This is a genomic window from Streptomyces sp. NPDC048254 (assembly GCF_043201895.1).
Classification (GTDB): Bacteria; Actinomycetota; Actinomycetes; order Streptomycetales; family Streptomycetaceae; genus Streptomyces.
Window position 1 is genome coordinate 20,094 of sequence record NZ_JBICZJ010000022.1, and the last position, 19,440, is coordinate 39,533.

The following is a 19,440-nucleotide window of genomic DNA, read 5'->3' on the forward strand; positions in this document are numbered from 1 at the left end:
TGTACGAGAGATCCGTGCACTTCCTCGCCCCACCCGCCGCTCAAACCTCAACTTTTCCGGATCATCATTTCGGCAACTACCCTCGGCACACCCCCTCTTCGCGTGACAGGCGAGAAGGACCGGTTCCGAGGGCGGACCGGCGGCCGCCGCGGCCTCGCCGCGAACCACGTCCAACCCAGCCGTGGCCGGACGTGGCAGGATCGGAAGGGCCATGACTGAGAAGCTCCACACCCCCGTGATCGCCTGGTTCGACGTCCATGCCCGTGACCTCCCCTGGCGCCGCCCGGAGGCGGGCCCGTGGGGGGTGATGGTCAGCGAGTTCATGTTGCAGCAGACCCCGGTCAGCCGGGTGCTGCCCGTCTACGAGCAGTGGCTGGCCCGCTGGCCGCGCCCCGCCGACCTCGCCGCCGAGGCGCCCGGCGAGGCGGTGCGCACCTGGGGCCGGCTCGGCTACCCGCGCCGCGCCCTGCGCCTGCACGGCGCCGCCGTCGCCATAACGGAACGGCACGGCGGCGACGTACCGACGGATCACGCGCAACTGCTCGCGCTGCCGGGCATCGGCGAGTACACCGCCGCGGCCGTCGCCTCCTTCGCGTACGGGCAGCGGCACGCCGTGCTCGACACCAATGTGCGGCGGGTGTTCGCGCGGGCCGTGACCGGTGTGCAGTACCCCCCGAACGCCACCACCGCCGCCGAGCGCAAGCTCGCCCGTGAGCTGCTGCCCGAGGACGAGCGGACCGCCGCCCGCTGGGCCGCCGCCTCCATGGAGCTCGGCGCGCTGGTGTGCACGGCGAAGAACGAGACGTGCCCGCGCTGCCCGATCGCCGGGGAGTGCGCCTGGCGGCTGGCCGGCAAGCCGGAGCACCAGGGGCCGCCGCGGCGCGGGCAGACGTACGCCGGTACCGACCGGCAGGTGCGCGGCAAGCTGCTGGCGGTGCTGCGCGAGGCGCACGTCCCCGTGCCGCAGACGGCGCTCGACCGGGTGTGGCACGAGCCGGTGCAGCGGGCCCGCGCGCTGGACGGGCTGGTCTCGGACGGGCTGGTGGAGCCGCTCGCGGGCGGCCTGTACCGGCTTCCGCTGGGCTGACGTACAGCCACATCACAGGGGGCGGGGCCGTGTTACGGCCCCGTCCGCCTGGCAAATCACCAAATAACCGGCCATAAGGCCACGCCTTCTTACCCCGCACCTACTTCCGTTACACAACCGACGGACAGCCGATTGCTACCCGCAGGCTGCTCCGCACAGCCCCGTGACAACAGGTCCGTAGCTTCATTTCTGTGCCCGCCAGGACCGCGGGACGGCAGGAACTCAGGCACAGGGCCGGGGAAAACGGGGATCGGGAGGCGGTTGATCATGGCGCAGGGCGAGGTGCTCGAATTCGAGGAGTACGTCCGCACTCGACAGGACGCGCTGCTGCGCAGCGCCCGCCGGCTGGTCCCGGACCCGACGGACGCCCAGGACCTGCTCCAGACCGCGCTGGTCCGGACGTACGGCCGCTGGGAGACCATCGAGGACAAGCGGCTCGCGGACGCCTACCTGCGCCGGGTCATGATCAACACGCGGACCGAGTGGTGGCGGGCCCGGAAGCTGGAGGAGGTCCCGACCGAGCAGCTGCCCGACGCCTGCGTGGAGGACTCCACGGAGCAGCACGCGGACCGCGCGCTCCTCATGGACATCATGAAGGTTCTGGCACCGAAGCAGCGCAGTGTCGTCGTGCTGCGACACTGGGAGCAGATGTCCACGGAGGAGACGGCCGCCGCCCTCGGCATGTCGGCCGGAACGGTCAAGAGCACGCTGCACCGGGCGCTCGCCCGGCTCCGCGAGGAGCTGGAGTCACGCGACCTCGACGCACGCGCGCTGGAGCGTGAGGAGCAGGAGCGTTGCGCGGCCTGACCGGCACAGGGCCCAGCCGGGGCCCGGCGAGTGCACAGGCGGTGACCACGGCGGCGGCCGTGCTCGCCGCCCTCGCCCTTTTCGCCGCCGCCTGCGGCACCGGCGGCACCGGCGCCCGGGACGAGGGCCCGGCGCACGACGGCTCGACGGAAAAGGCCCCGGCCGCCGCCGCCCCCTCGCCCAACCCGTCCCAGACGTATGCGAAGGTCGACGCGGTCGCCCTGGTGAAGGCCGATCCGGCGGTCTCGGCCACGGTGAAGCGGGACCTGAAGCCGTGCGCGGGCGACGAGTACCCGGTCGACGTGACCTACGGCGATCTGACCGGCGGCCCGGCCGAGGACGTCGTGGTGAACGTACTGACCTGCGGGGACGCGGTCGGGGTGGGGGCGTATGTGTACCGCGAGGAGAGCGGCACGTACAAGAATGTGTTCAAGGCCGAGGAGTCCCCGGTCTACGCGGAGATCGACCGGGGCGATCTGAGCGTGACCAAACAGGTGTACGAGAGGGGCGACCCGGTGTCGAGCCCGTCCGGTGAGAACGTGATCACCTACAGCTGGGACGCGGGGCGCTTCACCCAGCAGGACTTCCACCACACCGACTACGGCAACGCGGCAGGCAGCGGCGACGCCACGCCGGTCCCCTCCCCCGCCAACTGAGCCCACCCCGACCACACGAGAGAGCAGGGATGGCAGACCAGACCCACGTCCTGTTCGTCGAGGACGACGACGTCATCCGCGAGGCCACCCAGCTCGCCCTGGAGCGGGACGGCTTCGCGGTCACCGCCATGCCCGACGGGCTGTCGGGCCTGGAGGCGTTCCGCGCCGACCGCCCCGACATCGCCCTGCTGGACGTGATGGTGCCGGGCCTGGACGGGGTGAGCCTGTGCCGGCGCATCCGCGACGAGTCCACGGTGCCGGTGATCATGCTGTCCGCGCGCGCCGACTCCATCGACGTGGTGCTGGGTCTGGAGGCGGGCGCCGACGACTACGTCACCAAGCCGTTCGACGGCGCGGTACTGGTCGCCCGGATCCGTGCCGTACTGCGGCGCTTCGGGCACGCCAGCGGCGGCGACCGGCCGCACGAGGACGCGGCCCCGGTGGCCGGCCTCCCCCTGACCTTCGGCGAGCTGGAGATCGACACCGAGGGCATGGAGGTGCGCCGGGCCGGACAGACGGTCGCGCTCACCCCGACCGAGATGCGGCTGCTCCTGGAGTTCTCCTCGGCACCGGGGACCGTACTCTCCCGCGACAAGCTGCTGGAACGCGTCTGGGACTACGGCTGGGGCGGGGACACCCGGGTCGTCGACGTCCATGTGCAGCGGCTGCGTACGAAGATCGGCCAGGACCGGATCGAGACGGTCCGCGGTTTCGGTTACAAGCTGAAGGCCTGAGCGGGGCGGTCATGCGGGGGCTCATCAGATCCATCCGGAGATCCATTCGGCACCGAGGTCCGAGTTTGCGCACCGGGCTCAGGTGGAAGCTGAGCGCGGCGATCGCGCTGGTCGGCGCACTCGTCGCGATCGCGCTGAGCCTGGTGGTGCACAACGCCGCCCGGGTCTCGATGCTGGACAACGCACGTGAGCTGGCCAACGAGCGGCTGCAGATCGGCCAGCGCAACTACGAGCTGTACGGGCGGGCGAACTTCCCCGACGTCAAGGTCAACGACCCCCAGCTGCCGCCGGCGCTGCGCGAGCGGGTGGACGCGGGCCGCCGGGCGACCGATGTCATCGACCACGGCGGCGCGCCGGACATCTGGGCGGCGGTGCAGGCCAAGGACGGGCGGGTGCTGTCCCTGCACAGCACCTTCGCGAACCGCAGCAGCAATGTGCTCAAGGACCTCGACCAGGCCCTCGTCATCGGCTCCATCGCGGTCGTCCTCGGCGGCAGCGCGCTCGGCGTGCTGATCGGCGGGCAGCTCTCGCGGCGGCTGCGCAAGGCGGCGACCGCGGCCAACCAGGTCGCCCAGGGCGAGCCGGACGTGCGGGTGCGGGAGGCGATCGGCGGGGTCGTACGGGACGAGACCGACGACCTGGCGCGCGCGGTGGACGCCATGGCGGACGCGTTGCAGCAGCGCCTTGAGGCCGAGCGGCGAGTGACCGCCGACATCGCGCACGAGCTGCGTACGCCGGTGACGGGGCTGCTCACGGCGGCCGAACTGCTGCCGCCGGGCCGTCCGACCGAGCTGGTCCTCGACCGGGCGAAAGCGATGCGCACCCTCGTCGAGGACGTGCTGGAGGTGGCCCGGCTCGACAGCGCCTCCGAGCGGGCCGAGCTCCAGGACATCATGCTGGGCGAGTTCGTCGCCCGGCGGGTGGCCGCGAAGGACCCGGCGATCGAGGTGCGGGTGGTGCACGAGTCGGAGGTCACCACCGATCCGCGCCGCCTGGAGCGGGTGCTGTTCAACCTGCTCGCCAACGCGGCCCGGCACGGCAGACCGCCCATCGAGGTGACCGTCGAGGGCCGGGTCATCCGGGTCCGCGACCACGGCCCCGGCTTCCCCGAGAAGCTGCTCGCAGAGGGCCCGAGCCGCTTCCGCACCGGCACCGAGGACCGCGCGGGGCAGGGCCACGGACTGGGCCTGACCATCGCGGCCGGCCAGGCCCGCGTCCTGGGCGCCCGACTGACCTTCCGCAACGTGCGGCCGGCGGGCGCGCCCGAGCACATCCGGGCGGAGGGCGCGGTGGCCGTGCTGTGGCTGCCGGAGCACGCCCCGACGGCCACGGGAAGCTATCCGATGCTCCCGGGGCCGACACAGGCGAGCCGGTGAGCCGGTGAGCCGGTGAACGGCTGAGTGCTCGGGGCGTGGCGGGCCCGTGGCGCGGTCGGCTCAGGGCGCGGTCGGCTCAGGTCGTGGCCACGAGGAGTTCCTCGCCGCGGGACGGGCGCAGGGCGTCGGTCCGGTCCGCGAAGTAGCGCTCGGCCAGTTCCTCGGCGGTCACGTGCCGGGTCTCGCGGAAACCGGCCTCCCCGGCCAGGGCCGCGATCCGCTCGGGTGTGTAGAAGCTCAGGAAGGGCGTGCCGGAGGCCCGCGCGCCCCGCTGCGCCACCCGCAGCTGCTCCCGCTGGTCCGGCTCGACGTCCTCGATCGGCCGCAGGAACGTCGTGACCAGCGTCGACCCGGGGGCCAGCCCGGCGATGCGGCGGAAGGTGGCGGCGACGGCGTCCTCGCTGAGGTACATGGTGACCCCGGCGGAGGCGACCACGGCCGGCCGCCCCGGATCAAAACCGGCGTCCACCAGCTGTCCCCACCAGTCCCCCTCGAAGTCCACCGGCACCAGCCGCAGCCAGCGGGGCACGCCGTACCCCAGCTCGGTCAGCCGCCGCCGCTTCCACGCCACGGCCCCGGCCCGGTCGGCCTCGAACACCCACAGCCCGGCGGCCACGGCGTCGGACGCGCGGCGCTGCGCGAAGGTGTCCAGACCGGCGCCCAGGACGACGTACTGGTCGACCCCGCGCCCGGCCGCCGTCAGCGCCAGGTCCTCGACGAACCGGGCCCTGGCCACGATGGACGCCCGGGTCCGCCGGGTGGCCCCGGCGTCCATGTCCGGCCGCGCCCGCCAGTCGTCCCCGGCCTCCGGTCCGGCGAGCCGCAGCCCGGCCTCGTCCTCGATGACGTACGGCGGCGGGTCGGCGCGCAGATGCAGTGCCCGCCACAGGGCGACGCGAACGGCGGTGTGATCGGGGCCCTCGTGCACGGACACGGTCAGAACTCCTTGGAGAAGTCGAGCTCCTCGCTGCGCTCGGTCAGTGAGTACCAGTTGCCGTTGTCGTCGCGGAAGATCGCCTCGATGCCGTACGGCCGTTCCTTGGGCTCCTGGATGAACTCCACGCCCCGCGCCCGGAAGGTCTCGTAGTCCCCGCGGCAGTCGTCGGTGCGGAACGCCCCCGCGCCCAGGGCGCCCTTGGCGACCAGCGTGCGCAGCGCCGCCGCGGACTCGGGATCGAGCCCCGGCCCGTCCACGCGCATCAGGGCGAGCTCGACGCCGGGCTGGCCCTTGGCGCCCACGGTGACCCAGTGCATGTCACCCATGGCGATGTCGTCGCGTACCTCGAAGCCGAGCTTCTCGGTGAAGAAGGCCTTGGTGCGCTGCTGGTCGAAGGTCCACACGGTGGTGATGGCCAGGCCCTGGATCATGGCTGTGCTCTCCTGCCGGACGGTCGCTGTTCCTGTCCGTCACGTTAGGCGGGCGGGTCGGCGGGGCGCTTCTCGGAAGTTGCGCTCCTGTTCCGGAAGCCGCCGGCCCAGAGCATGGCGTAGCAGCCGGGGATGAGGGAGGCGCCGCTGCCGACGTGCTCGGTCCGGTACTCGGTGGGGCTGAGTCCGGTACGTGCCTTGAACCGGCTGGAGAACGTACCCAGGCTGCTGAAGCCGACCAGATGGCAGATCTCGGTGACGGTGAGGTTCGCGCCGCGGAGCATCTCCTGGGCTCGCTCGATCCTGCGGTGGGTCAGATACTGGCCGGGCGTCTCGCCGTACGCCTCCTTGAAGGCGCGGACGAAGTGATACCGCGAGTACCCGGCGTGCCCGGCGACCGCGTCGAGGTCCAGGTCCGGATCGGCCCAGTCCCGGTCCATGGCGTCCTTGGCGAGGCGCAGCTGACGCAGTCTGTCCATGCGTCGATGCTAAGTCGACGCCGAGGGGACAACTCGGCCGTGCGGCCGTACCAAGAAGACAGCCGCGCGCCCGTACCGAGAAGCCAGCCGTGCGCCGGTCCCGAGAGGACGACGGAAAGCGGGTGGCCCCGGAGACGCTCGGTCCCCGGGGCCACCCGCACACGTTTCTCAGACGGCCTCGACCACCGGCAGCGGTGCCGCCTCGTCGGAGCCCGCCTTCTGGGAGCCACCGCGCAGCGGCACCTCCTTGACGAACACCGCGGCCACCACGACCGCCACGGCGATCACGGCACCGAGCAGGAACGCCGAGTGCGTGCCGGCCGACACCGCGTGCTGGTACGCCTCGCGCACCGCGGCCGGCAGCTTCGCCAGGCTCGCCGCGTCCAGCGAGGCCGACTGCTCGGTGACCTTCGAGCCCAGCCCCCCGGCCCGTGCGGCCATCTCGTCCTGGACCCGGTTGTTGAAGATCGCGCCCATGATGGCGACACCGAAGGAGGAGCCGAGCGTACGGAACAGGGTGGTCGACGAGGACGCGACACCCATGTCCTTCATCTCCACGCTGTTCTGCGCGACCAGCATGGTGATCTGCATCAGGCAGCCCATGCCGAGGCCGACGACGGCCATGTACACGCCGGACACGAACCGCGTGGTGTCGGTGTCCATCGTGGACAGCAGGTACAGCCCGACGGTGAGGAGCACCCCGCCCACGAGGGGGAAGATCTTGTAGCGGCCGGTGCTGGTGGTGACCCGCCCGGCGACCATCGAGGTCACCAGCATCGCGCCGAGCATCGGAAGCAGCAGCAGACCGGAGTTGGTCGCGGACGCGCCCTGCACGGACTGCTGGTACAGCGGCAGGAAGAGCGTGGCGCCGAACATCACGAAGCCCACGATGAAGCCGATGATCGACATCAGGGTGAAGTTGCCGCTGCGGAAGATGTGCAGCGGGAGCACCGGCTCGGCGGCCTTGGTCTGCCAGAAGACGAACCCGATCAGCGAGACGACGCCGATGGCGATCAGTTCCATGATCCGCGCGGACGTCCAGGCGTACTGGGAACCGCCCCAGGTGGTGACCAGCACGATCGAGGTGATGCCGAGGGTCAGCAGACCGGCGCCGAGGTAGTCGATGCGCGCCTTGCTCCGCTTCTTCGGCAGGTGCAGTACGGCGGTGACCGCGGCCAGCGCGACCACGCCGAGCGGCAGGTTGATGTAGAAGGCCCAGCGCCAGCCCCAGTTGTCGGTGATGGTGCCGCCGACCAGCGGGCCGCCGATCATCGCGAGCGCCATGACGCCGGCCATCATGCCCTGGTACTTGCCGCGCTCACGGGGCGGCACGAGGTCACCGATGATCGCCATGACGCCGACCATCAGACCACCGGCGCCGAGGCCCTGGATGGCCCGGAACCCGATCAGCTGGCCCATGTCCTGGGCCATGCCGCTGAGCGCGGAGCCGACCAGGAAGATGACTATGGAGGTCAGGAAGGCGCCCTTGCGCCCGTACATGTCGCCGAGCTTGCCCCAGAGCGGGGTGGCCGCGGCGGTGGCGAGGGTGTACGCGGTCACGACCCACGACAGATGCTCGAGGCCGCCCAGATCGCCCACGATCGTCGGCATCGCCGTACCCACGATCATGTTGTCGAGCATCGCGAGCATCATCGCGACCATGAGCGCGAGCATCACGACCCGTACGCTCTTCGGCTCTTTCTCCGGTTGCCCGACCGCTTCGGGTGCCCCCGGTGTTTCCTGGCCGGTCTCGGCCGCCTGGGTGTCCGCCATCTCTCCCACTCCCCCTGGCGGCAGCTACTTACTTGCCGCCCGGCTAGTTCAGTACACTGGGAAGGTAGACCTGTCACTAGCCGGTCGTCAAGTAAGTTCTCGGAGCGGACGCCGGTATCCGGCAGGGCGAGTTTTCGCGGGAGTGCGAGGAGTAAGAGGATGGGCGTCACCATGGACGGCACCAAGCAGCAGCGCCGCGGCAACACCCGCCAGCGCATCCAGGACGTGGCGCTCGAACTCTTCGCCGAGCAGGGCTACGAGAAGACCTCCCTGCGGGAGATCGCCGAGCGCCTCGACGTGACCAAGGCAGCCCTGTACTACCACTTCAAGACCAAGGAAGAGATCCTGGTCAGCGTCTTCGAGGACCTGACACGGCCGATCCAGGACCTGATCGAGTGGGGCGAGGGCCAGCCGCACACCCTGGCGGTCAAGCTGGAGATCGTACGGCGTTACAGCCGGGCGCTGGCCGAGGCCGGACCGCTGTTCCGCTTCATGCAGGAGAACCAGGCGACCGTGCGGGAGCTGCGGATCGGCGACACCTTCAAGGACCGGATGCGCGGCCTGCGGAACATCATCATCGACCCGGACGCGCCCCTGACCGACCAGGTCCGCTGCATCAGCGCGATGTTCACGCTGCACGCGGGCATGTTCGTCATGCAGGACCTGGAAGGCGACCCCGAGAAGAAGCAGGAAGCCGTTCTGGAGGTCGCCCTGGACCTGGTGACCCAGGCCCACCAGGGTTCGGATCGTCCCGCTTAGACGCTCACGCGCCTCAGACGGTCACGCCCTTGGCACGGAGGAAGGCGACCGGGTTGACGGCGGAGCCGTAGTTCGGGGTCGTACGGATCTCGAAGTGCAGGTGCGGCCCGGTCGAGTTGCCGGTGCTGCCGGACAGCCCGATGGGCTGACCGGTCCTGACGATCTGCCCGGCCTTCACGCCGATGCGCGAGAGGTGCGCGTACTGCGAGTACTGGCCGTTGCCGTGCCTGATGACGATGGCGTTGCCGTACGCGGGACCGTCACCGGCGCCGTTGCCGCCGACCTTGACGACGGTACCGCCGTGCGCGGCGACGACCTGGGTGCCGGTCGGCACCGCGAAGTCCTGGCCGCTGTGCTTGGCGGTCCACATGCCGCCGGCCTGGGCGAAGCTCGCGGAGAGGGTGTACTTCTTCACCGGGTCGATCCAGGCGGCGGCGCTGGAGGTGGCGGCCGACGCGACCCCCGACCCCACCACGGCCGTGACTCCGACACCGGCGGCCAGAACGGCGGCACGCTTGCGGAGCGAGGACGTACGGGGGGCACGGAGAGCGGCGCGCAGGGACATCGAAACCTCGTGGAGTAGACAACGGGGACCCCCCTCCGGCACCGGCTGACACTGACAGCCGCCGAACGGGGCATCTCTTGGTAACCCGAAAGCCGCGCCCTCCTCAAACCGCACCATCTACGACATCACCTAGTACCCATACGTAAAGTTGACCATTTCTTGACAGAGCGCCCTTGACCAGTCAGCCCGCACCCTGCCATCACCGCCCCATGCGACATGAGGCAAAAAACCCCTCGAACGATCATCTCGGGTCCCACTATTCCGGCTAGTAACCGGCATTTCGCCCGTGCGCTATGTCACCGGCGACCGAGCCCCGAAGCCATCGGGATGTGACCCACACCTCGCCCGACCTACCCGCAGGTAACCCCACGGTTCCCTCCGCGCCATATCCTCCACTCACCATGCCCCTGACACAGCCGTGGACGTGAGAGGACACCCCAACCGATGACCACAGGCACCTGGACCCGCCGCATGTCCGTCACCGCCGTCTCCGTGGCCGCGCTCGCGGGGATGGCCGCGCCGGCCCAGGCCGCGACGGAGAGCAGCTCCACCACGGTCGACTACGCCACCTGGCAGCAGGACTGCCAGTCCGTGATGGACCAGGCCCTGCCCTACCTGAAGCAGCGCATCGCCGCCGCCAAGCCGGGCGAGCGGCAGGCGATCGTCTTCGACATCGACAACACCACCCTGGAGACCGACTACGGCTTCAGCTTCCCCCAGCCGGCCAACAAGCCGGTCCTGAACGTCGCCCGGTACGCCCAGGAGCACGGCGTATCCCTGTTCTTCGTCACGGCCCGCCCGGGCATCATCTACCTGCCGACCGAGTACAACCTCGAACACGACGGCTACGACGTCTCCGGCCTCTACGTCCGCGGCCTCTTCGACCTCTTCAAGGACGTCGCCGCCTACAAGACGGCCCAGCGCGTCGACATCGAGAACAGCGGCTACACGATCATCGCGAACATCGGCAACAGCGCCACGGACCTCTCGGGCGGCCACGCGGAGAAGACGTACAAGCTGCCGGACTACGACGGTCAGCTGTCATAGTCCCACGGCCGCCCGCGCGGCGGTACGCGAAAGGGGCCGGTGCTTCGAAAAGCACCGGCCCCTTTCTTGGGCTGACCCCGAAGGGCTACGCCTCCTTGCTCAGGTTCGGGCCGGCTCCGCCGGCCGCCTGCTCGATCGGCGGGACGTCGGGGAGCGCCGACTTCTCCTCACCCCGGAAGGTGAAGGTCTTGGCCTCGCCCTCGCCCTCCGTGTCGACGACCACGATGTGACCGGGACGCAGCTCGCCGAAGAGGATCTTCTCGGAGAGCGTGTCCTCGATCTCGCGCTGGATCGTGCGACGCAGCGGACGCGCGCCCAGCACCGGGTCGTAGCCCTTCTTGGACAGCAGCTCCTTGGCGGACTGGGAGAGCTCGATGCCCATGTCCCGGTCCTTCAGGCGCTCGTCCACCTTGCCGACCATCAGGTCGACGATCCGCAGGATGTCCTCCTGCGTGAGCTGCGGGAAGACGACCACGTCGTCGACGCGGTTGAGGAACTCGGGACGGAAGTGCTGCTTGAGCTCGTCCGACACCTTGTTCTTCATGCGCTCGTAGTTGGACTTCGTGTCGCCCGTGGCCGCGAAGCCCAGGTTGAAGCCCTTGGAGATGTCCCGGGTGCCGAGGTTGGTCGTCATGATGATGACCGTGTTCTTGAAGTCCACGACCCGGCCCTGGGAGTCGGTCAGGCGACCGTCCTCCAGGATCTGCAGCAGGCTGTTGAAGATGTCCGGGTGGGCCTTCTCGACCTCGTCGAAGAGGACGACGGAGAACGGCTTGCGGCGGACCTTCTCGGTCAGCTGGCCGCCCTCTTCGTAGCCCACGTAACCGGGGGGCGAACCGAAGAGACGCGACACCGTGTGCTTCTCGCTGAACTCCGACATGTCGAGGGAGATCAGCGCGTCCTCGTCACCGAAGAGGAACTCGGCGAGGGCCTTGGACAGCTCGGTCTTACCGACACCGGACGGGCCGGCGAAGATGAACGAGCCACCGGGGCGCTTCGGGTCCTTCAGACCGGCACGCGTACGGCGGATCGCCTTCGACAGCGCCTTGACGGCGTCGACCTGGCCGATGACCCGCTTGTGGAGCTCGTCCTCCATGCGCAGCAGACGCGAGGACTCCTCCTCGGTGAGCTTGAAGACCGGGATGCCCGTGGCCGTGGCCAGCACCTCGGCGATCAGCTCGCCGTCGACCTCGGCGACGACGTCCATGTCGCCGGCCTTCCACTCCTTCTCCCGCTTGGCCTTGGCGGCCAGGAGCTGCTTCTCCTTGTCGCGGAGGGAGGCGGCCTTCTCGAAGTCCTGCGAGTCGATCGCGGACTCCTTGTCCCGGCGGACGGCGGCGATCTTCTCGTCGAACTCGCGCAGGTCCGGCGGAGCGGTCATCCGGCGGATGCGCATCCGGGAACCCGCCTCGTCGATCAGGTCGATCGCCTTGTCCGGCAGGAAGCGGTCCGAGATGTAACGGTCGGCCAGGGTGGCCGCCTGGACCAGCGCCTCGTCCGTGATGGAGACCCGGTGGTGGGCCTCGTACCGGTCACGCAGACCCTTGAGGATCTCGATCGTGTGCGGCAGGGACGGCTCGGCGACCTGGATGGGCTGGAAGCGGCGCTCCAGGGCCGCGTCCTTCTCCAGGTGCTTGCGGTACTCGTCCAGGGTGGTGGCACCGATGGTCTGCAGCTCACCGCGGGCCAGCATCGGCTTCAGGATCGAAGCCGCGTCGATGGCGCCCTCGGCGGCACCCGCACCGACCAGCGTGTGCAGCTCGTCGATGAACAGGATGATGTCACCGCGGGTGCGGATCTCCTTGAGCACCTTCTTCAGGCGCTCCTCGAAGTCACCGCGGTAGCGGGAGCCGGCGACCAGGGCGCCGAGGTCCAGGGTGTAGAGGTGCTTGTCCTTGAGGGTCTCGGGCACCTCGCCCTTGACGATGGCCTGAGCGAGGCCCTCGACGACGGCGGTCTTGCCGACGCCGGGCTCACCGATCAGGACCGGGTTGTTCTTGGTACGGCGGGACAGCACCTGCATGACCCGCTCGATCTCCTTCTCGCGCCCGATGACCGGGTCGAGCTTGGACTCACGAGCGGCCTGGGTGAGGTTCCGGCCGAACTGGTCGAGGACCAGGGACGTCGAGGGGGTGCCCTCGGCAGGGCCGCCGGCGGTGGCGGTCTCCTTGCCCTGGTAACCGGAGAGCAGCTGGATGACCTGCTGCCGCACCCGGTTGAGATCAGCGCCCAGCTTGACCAGGACCTGGGCGGCGACGCCCTCGCCCTCACGGATCAGGCCGAGCAGAATGTGCTCCGTGCCGATGTAGTTGTGGCCCAGCTGAAGAGCCTCGCGGAGCGACAGCTCCAGGACCTTCTTGGCACGGGGGGTGAAGGGGATGTGCCCGGACGGGGCCTGCTGCCCCTGCCCGATGATCTCCTCCACCTGCTGGCGGACCGCCTCGAGCGAAATCCCGAGGCTCTCAAGGGCCTTGGCGGCGACACCCTCACCCTCGTGGATCAGGCCCAGGAGGATGTGCTCGGTGCCGATGTAGTTGTGGTTGAGCATCCGGGCTTCTTCCTGAGCCAGGACGACAACCCGCCGCGCGCGGTCGGTGAACCTCTCGAACATCGTTAATCGCTCCTCAGAGCGGTCAGGCAGTGGGGGGAACTTCCCCTCTCTGTCCTTCCGCAGCTTAGTCCCGCAAGCGGGGACCGCTCATTCCAACTGCCGACACCGTCGATGGCCTCCTGACCCCGAACGCCGACATCTGCTCCAACCCGATGGTGCGAGACGATGTTCCCGCAGGCCAGGCAGTTACCCCTTCCGTCAGTACGCCGATGGCGAACGTGAGACGGCCTCGCCTGCGTGTCGCCCCCTCCCACTAGGGATGTCTTACCCGTCCGGACTGACAGTCCATGCCGTATGCCCCCGGTCCCTCCGCTACGGGCGAACAACCTTGCGTCCCTCCGGACCCCCGCACGCCCCCTCTTCCGGCACTCTGCGCATTCGCACGCATACCCAGCGTAACTCTGGCGGGCTGGCGACGGTTTCACTTGGCATGGCTGGCACAGTCCCTCTGGCCGCTTCAACGGTCCCTCACCCCCGTCGTCCGCTCGGTTCCGGTGTCGATTCCGCCGTCGCGTCCGATTCCGGTTGCGTCCTCGCAGCGGATTCCGGTCGCGTCGTCGGGCCGGACGGGCGGGCGGCCCGGCTCCGGCACTGGTACGAGAACGATCTGGGCTGGGCGACAGTGCCCGAAACGCCCGGAAAACCGCTTCGGCTGGTCACAGGCGTGCGTTTCGACGTGCTGGACGTCCCGGCCGCGGCGGGCGCGAAGGCGCTCAGGCATCTGGGGCCGGGCTCTCCGGTGGCGCTCCGGGGCGACCGGATGCGGCTGCTGGTGGCAGCGGGCAGCGCGGAGGAACTGCCGGGGCTGCTGGACTGGCTGGAGTGGGGCGCGCTGGCCCTGGATCTGCGGGCACTGGGCGCGCACGGTCGGATGGACGCTCCGATGCGAGCACTGGGCGCGCACGGTCAGATCGACACTCCGGTGCGGCCCGAGCCGGTCTCCGCCGGGACCCGATCGCCTTCCGAAGCCGCCGAAGGAACTGTCGAGCCGGGCGAACCCCGGGCAGCCGTGCAGGGGGCCGCCGTCTGGTTGCGGCCCCCCGAGTCGGGGTGCGAGGTCGAAAACTCGCTGCCGAGACTGTCGACGCTGTCGACGAGGTCGGCCATGGGGGGCGTTGGAGGCGCCCCCGATCTCGTACGGCTGGTGGACACGGTGGCCACCGAGTGCCACCGGATCCGGTTGCGGCGCGTGAGCCGCGGGCCGGAGGACAGTCAGCTGTTGGCGTCCTCGTAGGCCTGGCGAATCGTCGCCGGAACACGGCCGCGGTCGTTGACCTCGTAGCCGTTCTCCTTTGCCCACGCGCGAATCTGCGCGGTGTCCTGGCTGCCGCCGGCAGCCGCACGGGCCTTTCCACGTCCGCCCGAAGCACGGCCACCGGTACGACGACCGCCCTTGACATAGGCGTCGAGAAGTCCGCGCAGCTTGTCCGCATTGGCGGTCGTGAGATCGATCTCGTACGTCTTGCCGTCCAGCGCGAACGTCACGGTCTCGTCCGCCTCGCCGCCGTCGAGGTCGTCGACAAGAAGGACCTGAACCTTCTGTGCCACCGGATTTCCTTTCATCGATAACGTGAGGGTCGGGGGTCTGCGGCGTCCGCCGTTTCGCCGCCCCTTGTTATATGCAGTACTGCAGTACGTCGGAAAGCAAACCGCTTTTGCGTGAAAAACACAAACCCCTGGGAGAGACCGAGGGTCCCGCTCATGCCCGGAAACATGCGCGTTTCGGACATAGGGCACCTGGGCAAGGCGAGGTGCCCGGAATAGCGGCCCGATCTCCTACCCGACTCCGCCCCGATGCCTCTTGTCCGCCGCGATCCCTCTCGGTGATCACAGATGCAGAAGCATCCGGCTGTTGCCCAAGGTGTTCGGTTTCACTCGTTCGAGTCCGAGGAACTCCGCGACGCCCTCGTCATAGGAACGCAACAGCTCCGCGTAGACATCGGTGTCCACGGGCGTCTCGCCGATCTCCACGAAGCCGTGCTTCCCGAAGAACTCGACTTCGAAGGTCAGGCAGAAAACTCGGCGAACACCGAGCCAACGGGCGGTCTCCAGCAACTTCTCCAGCAACTGATGACCGACACCGGCGCCCTTGAGGCCCGGCTTCACCGCGAGAGTGCGCACTTCGGCGAGGTCTTCCCACATCACGTGCAGTGCGCCGCAGCCGACCACCTCGGCGTTGTCGTCGCGTTCCGCGACCCAGAACTCCTGGATGTCCTCGTAAAGCATCACCGTGGCTTTGTCGAGGAGGATGCGGTCACGGACGTACGCGTCAAGGAGTCGGCGCACCGCCGGGACATCGGCGGTCCTGGCCCGCCGGACGGTGATGGCTTTTGCGGTGACTTCGGGGTGCATCGCTGACATGAGCGGACGCTATCGCCCGCCGCGGTCCGCCATGGAGCCGGGGTTCTCCTCTTGCGGGGCTTCCGGGTCTTCGCGTTCTTCCTGCTGTTCCGGCCTATCCGGACCCTGCACGATCCGTACGGCGTCCCGCAGAGCCTGGCGCTGTTCGTCGCTCATCATCCCGAAGAAGGCGACGAGAGCCGCGGCCGGGTTGTCGCTCTGGGACCACGCGTCGTTCATGAGGGCGGCGGCGTAGGCGGCCCGTGTGGAGACGGCCTCATATCGATAGGCCCGCCCTTCGGCCTCCCGTCGCACCCAGCCCTTCTGATGGAGATTGTCCAAAACGGTCATCACCGTGGTGTACGCGATGGACCGTTCCTGCTGGAGGTCTTCCAGGACTTCCCGAACGGTCACCGGGCGGTTCCACTTCCACACCCGCGTCATGACCGCGTCTTCGAGTTCTCCCAATGGGCGAGGCACAACTCAGAACAATAGTGGGAGAAACCGCCAACGGCGTGCCGGACGTGCACTTTCGCCAACAAAGGCGAACAAAAAGGGCGTACGACTGGGGAGGCGCGGCTGTGGCCGTGCGGCGCGTCGTACGCCCGGGGAGGTGTGTTCCGCGATCAGGCGTCGCCGCTCGGGGCGGAGGTCTTCGGGCTGCTCTCTCCGCGCGCCGCGCGCGCGAGGGCGGCGTCCACGGCGGCGTCCTCCTTGGCCTTGGCGGCGCCGCCCTGGGTCTTCACGATCACCCGGACCAGACCGATGAAGAAGACGGCCATGACGACCGGGGGCAGGAGCGCGGAGACATAGTCCATGCGTCCAGGGTAGCCACGGAGGACCGGGCGAAAGGGGCGGGGTGGGCGAACCGTCGCGCAACACGCGCGAGCTGCCGTTTTCCCAGGCGGCTCGGGCGGGTGCGGGCGGGTGGGTGCGGGCGGGCGGGTGCGGGCGGGCGGGTGCGGGCGGGCGGGCCCGCTGGGGCGGGTGTGGCCGGGCGGGTGTGGCCGGGCGGGTGCGGGCGGGCGGGCCCGCTGGGGCGGGTGTGGCCGGGCGGGCCGGCTGGGCGGCCCGCCCGGTCTGCTGCGCGGCCGGCTGCCCGGTCTGCCGTTCGGCCAGCTGCTCGGGTCTACTGTTCGGCCGGCTACCCGGTCTGCTGTTCGGGTCTGCCGCTTGGCGTGCCGTCGCCCGGGCGGACGCTCTGCCGGCCGCCTGGCCGGATACTCTGCCGTCCGCCCGGGCGGGCGCTCGGGCGGGCGCTCGGGCGGACGCTCGGCGGGCCGCTCAGCCGGCGGCGAGCCGCTGTTGTGAACCGGCGGGCGGCTGGGTGGGCCGACGCCGCGGGAAGACCTCGCCCGGGGTCGGAATGGGCCGCTTCGGCACCACGGGATCGGGAGCCGCGGGCTGCGGGGCGGGCCGCTCGGCGGGCTTCTCCTTCGGCTTCCTCTCCGGCTCCTTGGCCGCACCGCCCGGCAGGGCCGTCAGACGGACCCTGGACGCGGGAATTGCCGGTGCGGGAACCTTGCGGGCCCCCTGCGCCAGCCGGGCCCGCACATCACGCTCCGCGAGCGCCTGGCAACGGTGGAGCAGCGCGGCCGCTCCCGGGTTTCCGCGCAGCGCCCGCAGCGCGGCGAGGTCGTCCGGGGTGGGCCGGTGTCCGGCGCCCAGCGCCTCCTCCAGGAGGGCGAGATAACCGGCGACGGTCCCGGGCAGGGCCGCGCGGTAGCGGACGAGATCGGCCACCAGGAAGGCACGCAGTCGGGCCCCCTCACGCACCGCCTCGTCGAGCGACTCGGCGAGCCGATGACAGTCCTTGACGTCCTCGGCGGAGGCGGGACCGGGGTGAAGGGCGAGGGCGAGAGCACGGCGGAGCACACGCAGCTCCTCCGCACCGAACGCCATGCCGCCGCGGGATCCGTATGGCGTGGGCATGGACCGAAGATACGCGTAAATCAGACAAACTCGACATAGGGGCAGGGTGTGGCGCGACGGGGCCACCCACCTGGCGGTCGCCACCCTATGCGCGCCCCCCCGGCCCCCACCGCCTCACATCCGCGACACGTTCCGCTCGTACACCAGCCGCAGCCCCACCAGCGTCAGCCACGGCTCGTGCTCGTCGATCACCGAGGACTCCCCCAGCACCATCGGCGCCAGCCCGCCCGTCGCGATCACCGTCACGTCGTCCGGATCGTCCGCCAGCTCCCGCGCCATCCGGCCGACCACCCCGTCGACCTGGCCGGCGAACCCGTACACGATGCCCGACTGCATGGCTTCCACCGTGTTCTTGCCGATCACGCTCCGGGGCCGGGCCACCTCGATCTTCCGCAGCTGTGCGCCCTTGACGCCAAGCGCCTCCACGGAGATCTCGATACCGGGGGCGATCACACCGCCGACGTACTCCCCGCGCGCGGACACCGCGTCGAAGGTCGTGGCCGTACCGAAGTCGACGACGATCGCCGGCCCGCCGTACAGCTCGACGGCGGCGACCGCGTTGATGATCCGGTCCGCGCCGACCTCCTTGGGGTTGTCGGTGAGGATCGGCACCCCGGTCTTCACCCCGGGCTCCACCAGCACCGCCGGCACATCGCCGTAGTACCGCCGGGTGACCTCGCGCAGTTCGTGCAGCACGGACGGCACGGTCGCGCAGATGGCGATCCCGTCGATGCCGTCGCCGAGCTCGTCGCCGAGGAGCGGGTGCATGCCCATCAGCCCCTGGAGGAGCACCGCCAGTTCGTCGGCGGTACGGCGCGCGTCCGTGGAGATGCGCCAGTGCTCGACGATGTCCTCGCCGTCGAAGAGCCCCAGGACGGTGTGCGTGTTGCCGACGTCGATCGTGAGGAGCATGGGATCACTCCGCCTCGCGCAGATCCAGGCCGATGTCCAGGATCGGCGAGGAGTGGGTGAGGGCACCGACGGCCAGGAAGTCCACGCCGGTGTCGGCGTACGCCCGCGCGTTCTCCAGGGTGAGCCGCCCGGACGCCTCCAGGAGCGCGCGTCCGTGCACGATCGCCACGGCCTCCTCGCACTCCCCCGGCGTGAAGTTGTCCAGCAGGATCAGGTCGGCACCCGCGTCGACGGCCTCGCGCAGCTGGTGCAGGGTGTCGACCTCGACCTCGATCGCCAGGTCCGGGAAGGCCTCGCGGACGGCCTTGAAGGCCTGCTCGACACCGCCGGCGGCGACCACGTGGTTGTCCTTGACCAGGGCCGCGTCGGAGAGCGACATCCGGTGGTTGACGCCGCCGCCGCAGCGCACCGCGAACTTCTCCAGGGAGCGCAGCCCCGGGGTGGTCTTGCGGGTGTCCCGCACGCGCGTGGTCGTGCCCTCCAGCGCGTCGGCCCACGCGCGCGTGGCGGTCGCGATGCCGGAGAGGCGGTTCAGGATGTTGAGCGCGCTGCGCTCGGCGGTGAGCAGGTCGCGGGTGCGGGTGGTGATCGACAGCAGCGGCTGCCCGGCCTCGACCCGGTCGCCGTCCTCGACGTGCCGCTCGACCTCGAACTCGTCCGTGCAGACCACGGAGACCACGGCCTCGGCGACCCGCAGCCCCGCGACGACGCCCGCCTCGCGCGCGACGAAGTCGGCGGTCGCCACGGCCTCCTCGGGGATCGTCGCGACGGTCGTCACGTCCACGCCGTTGTCCAGGTCCTCCTGGACGGCCACGTTGGCGATGTCCTCGACCTCCACCGGGTCGAGTCCGGCGGCGGCGAGGAGTTCGGCGAGCGCGGGGTCGAGCCCGCACACTGCGTATTCTGCGGACCCCTCGTCGCCCTCGGCGCCACAGGCACAGCCGTCGCCGCAGCCGCCGCCGTTGGCGAGGGGAAGGTCGTTGGTGCTCACGTC

The 19,440-nt window shown here is 70.1% G+C and carries 21 protein-coding genes; 8 read left to right on the forward strand and 13 right to left on the reverse strand.

Translation table 11 applies throughout. The annotated features are described in order from the left end of the window. Nucleotides 1-211 precede the first annotated feature (211 nt). The 5 genes from ACGFZQ_RS42570 to cseC all read left to right on the forward strand — a co-directional run bounded on the left by ACGFZQ_RS42570 (nt 212) and on the right by cseC (nt 4,660). A complete protein-coding gene (locus tag ACGFZQ_RS42570) occupies nt 212-1,087 on the forward strand; it encodes an A/G-specific adenine glycosylase (RefSeq protein ID WP_393844960.1) in 876 nt (291 codons plus the stop codon). 267 nt (nt 1,088-1,354) lie between these two features. Beyond that, nucleotides 1,355-1,894: a SigE family RNA polymerase sigma factor gene (locus ACGFZQ_RS42575; RefSeq protein ID WP_351748657.1), complete on the forward strand. Its 540-nt coding sequence runs from the start codon at nt 1,355-1,357 to the stop codon at nt 1,892-1,894. Beyond that, nucleotides 1,882-2,550 carry a hypothetical protein gene (locus ACGFZQ_RS42580; protein ID WP_393844961.1) on the forward strand — a complete coding sequence of 223 codons (669 nt, stop codon included), beginning with the start codon at nt 1,882-1,884 and terminating at the stop codon, nt 2,548-2,550. Before ACGFZQ_RS42575 ends, ACGFZQ_RS42580 begins: the two co-directional genes overlap by 13 nt. Nucleotides 2,551-2,579: 29 nt before the next feature. Next, nucleotides 2,580-3,284, forward strand: a complete 705-nt coding sequence (gene cseB / locus ACGFZQ_RS42585) for a two-component system response regulator CseB (protein WP_351748654.1) — start codon at nt 2,580-2,582, stop codon at nt 3,282-3,284. A gap of 11 nt (nt 3,285-3,295) precedes the next feature. Beyond that, complete coding sequence (gene cseC, locus ACGFZQ_RS42590) at nt 3,296-4,660, forward strand: two-component system sensor histidine kinase CseC (RefSeq protein ID WP_393844962.1); 1,365 nt, start codon at nt 3,296-3,298, stop codon at nt 4,658-4,660. Between the two features lie 76 nt (nt 4,661-4,736). Here cseC and ACGFZQ_RS42595 read toward each other — a convergent pair whose 3' ends face one another. The 4 genes from ACGFZQ_RS42595 to ACGFZQ_RS42610 form a co-directional block, all read right to left on the reverse strand. Further along, the gene (locus tag ACGFZQ_RS42595; RefSeq protein WP_393845065.1) at nt 4,737-5,600 is read right to left on the reverse strand and encodes a class I SAM-dependent methyltransferase; all 864 of its coding nucleotides are present in this window, start codon (nt 5,598-5,600) and stop codon (nt 4,737-4,739) included. Further along, nucleotides 5,597-6,028: a VOC family protein gene (locus ACGFZQ_RS42600; protein WP_351748650.1), complete on the reverse strand. Its 432-nt coding sequence runs from the start codon at nt 6,026-6,028 to the stop codon at nt 5,597-5,599. Before ACGFZQ_RS42600 ends, ACGFZQ_RS42595 begins: the two co-directional genes overlap by 4 nt. 44 nt (nt 6,029-6,072) lie before the next feature. After that, nucleotides 6,073-6,507 carry a helix-turn-helix transcriptional regulator gene (locus ACGFZQ_RS42605; protein ID WP_351748648.1) on the reverse strand — a complete coding sequence of 145 codons (435 nt, stop codon included), beginning with the start codon at nt 6,505-6,507 and terminating at the stop codon, nt 6,073-6,075. Nucleotides 6,508-6,675: 168 nt separating this feature from the next. Continuing rightward, on the reverse strand, nt 6,676-8,280 hold the full coding sequence (locus tag ACGFZQ_RS42610; RefSeq protein ID WP_393844963.1) for an MDR family MFS transporter: 1,605 nt from the start codon (nt 8,278-8,280) through the stop codon (nt 6,676-6,678). A 159-nt stretch (nt 8,281-8,439) separates the two neighbouring features. On the opposite strand from ACGFZQ_RS42610, the gene ACGFZQ_RS42615 reads away from it, so the two are divergent. Further along, a complete protein-coding gene (locus ACGFZQ_RS42615) occupies nt 8,440-9,039 on the forward strand; it encodes a TetR/AcrR family transcriptional regulator (protein WP_351712180.1) in 600 nt (199 codons plus the stop codon). Nucleotides 9,040-9,052: 13 nt separating this feature from the next. On the opposite strand, the gene ACGFZQ_RS42620 is transcribed toward ACGFZQ_RS42615, so the two are convergent. Further along, nucleotides 9,053-9,604, reverse strand: a complete 552-nt coding sequence (locus tag ACGFZQ_RS42620; RefSeq protein WP_393844964.1) for a M23 family metallopeptidase — start codon at nt 9,602-9,604, stop codon at nt 9,053-9,055. A 444-nt stretch (nt 9,605-10,048) separates the two neighbouring features. On the opposite strand from ACGFZQ_RS42620, the gene ACGFZQ_RS42625 reads away from it, so the two are divergent. After that, nucleotides 10,049-10,651: an HAD family acid phosphatase gene (locus ACGFZQ_RS42625; protein WP_393844965.1), complete on the forward strand. Its 603-nt coding sequence runs from the start codon at nt 10,049-10,051 to the stop codon at nt 10,649-10,651. 85 nt (nt 10,652-10,736) lie between these two features. Here the strand turns inward: ACGFZQ_RS42625 and ACGFZQ_RS42630 are convergent, their stop codons facing one another. After that, nucleotides 10,737-13,262: an ATP-dependent Clp protease ATP-binding subunit gene (locus tag ACGFZQ_RS42630; protein ID WP_351712174.1), complete on the reverse strand. Its 2,526-nt coding sequence runs from the start codon at nt 13,260-13,262 to the stop codon at nt 10,737-10,739. A 430-nt stretch (nt 13,263-13,692) separates the two neighbouring features. On the opposite strand from ACGFZQ_RS42630, the gene ACGFZQ_RS42635 reads away from it, so the two are divergent. Next, nucleotides 13,693-14,496, forward strand: a complete 804-nt coding sequence (locus tag ACGFZQ_RS42635) for an SCO3374 family protein (RefSeq protein ID WP_393844966.1) — start codon at nt 13,693-13,695, stop codon at nt 14,494-14,496. On the opposite strand, the gene ACGFZQ_RS42640 is transcribed toward ACGFZQ_RS42635, so the two are convergent. From ACGFZQ_RS42640 to nadC, 7 genes are all read right to left on the reverse strand, one after another. Beyond that, nucleotides 14,475-14,810 carry an Lsr2 family protein gene (locus tag ACGFZQ_RS42640; protein WP_351748637.1) on the reverse strand — a complete coding sequence of 112 codons (336 nt, stop codon included), beginning with the start codon at nt 14,808-14,810 and terminating at the stop codon, nt 14,475-14,477. The two genes, ACGFZQ_RS42635 and ACGFZQ_RS42640, sit on opposite strands and share 22 nt — an antisense overlap. 279 nt (nt 14,811-15,089) lie before the next feature. Beyond that, nucleotides 15,090-15,623, reverse strand: a complete 534-nt coding sequence (locus ACGFZQ_RS42645; protein WP_393844967.1) for an amino-acid N-acetyltransferase — start codon at nt 15,621-15,623, stop codon at nt 15,090-15,092. Nucleotides 15,624-15,632: 9 nt separating this feature from the next. Beyond that, on the reverse strand, nt 15,633-16,070 hold the full coding sequence (locus ACGFZQ_RS42650; protein ID WP_393844968.1) for a BlaI/MecI/CopY family transcriptional regulator: 438 nt from the start codon (nt 16,068-16,070) through the stop codon (nt 15,633-15,635). Between the two features lie 158 nt (nt 16,071-16,228). Beyond that, nucleotides 16,229-16,420 carry a hypothetical protein gene (locus ACGFZQ_RS42655; protein WP_351748845.1) on the reverse strand — a complete coding sequence of 64 codons (192 nt, stop codon included), beginning with the start codon at nt 16,418-16,420 and terminating at the stop codon, nt 16,229-16,231. Between the two features lie 466 nt (nt 16,421-16,886). Then, nucleotides 16,887-17,504: a hypothetical protein gene (locus ACGFZQ_RS42660; RefSeq protein WP_393845066.1), complete on the reverse strand. Its 618-nt coding sequence runs from the start codon at nt 17,502-17,504 to the stop codon at nt 16,887-16,889. A gap of 144 nt (nt 17,505-17,648) precedes the next feature. Continuing rightward, nucleotides 17,649-18,446 (reverse strand): type III pantothenate kinase, encoded by a 798-nt coding sequence (locus tag ACGFZQ_RS42665; protein ID WP_351748846.1) that lies wholly within the window; start codon nt 18,444-18,446, stop codon nt 17,649-17,651. 4 nt (nt 18,447-18,450) lie between these two features. Further along, on the reverse strand, nt 18,451-19,437 hold the full coding sequence (gene nadC, locus ACGFZQ_RS42670) for a carboxylating nicotinate-nucleotide diphosphorylase (protein WP_351748848.1): 987 nt from the start codon (nt 19,435-19,437) through the stop codon (nt 18,451-18,453). Nucleotides 19,438-19,440 lie beyond the last annotated feature (3 nt).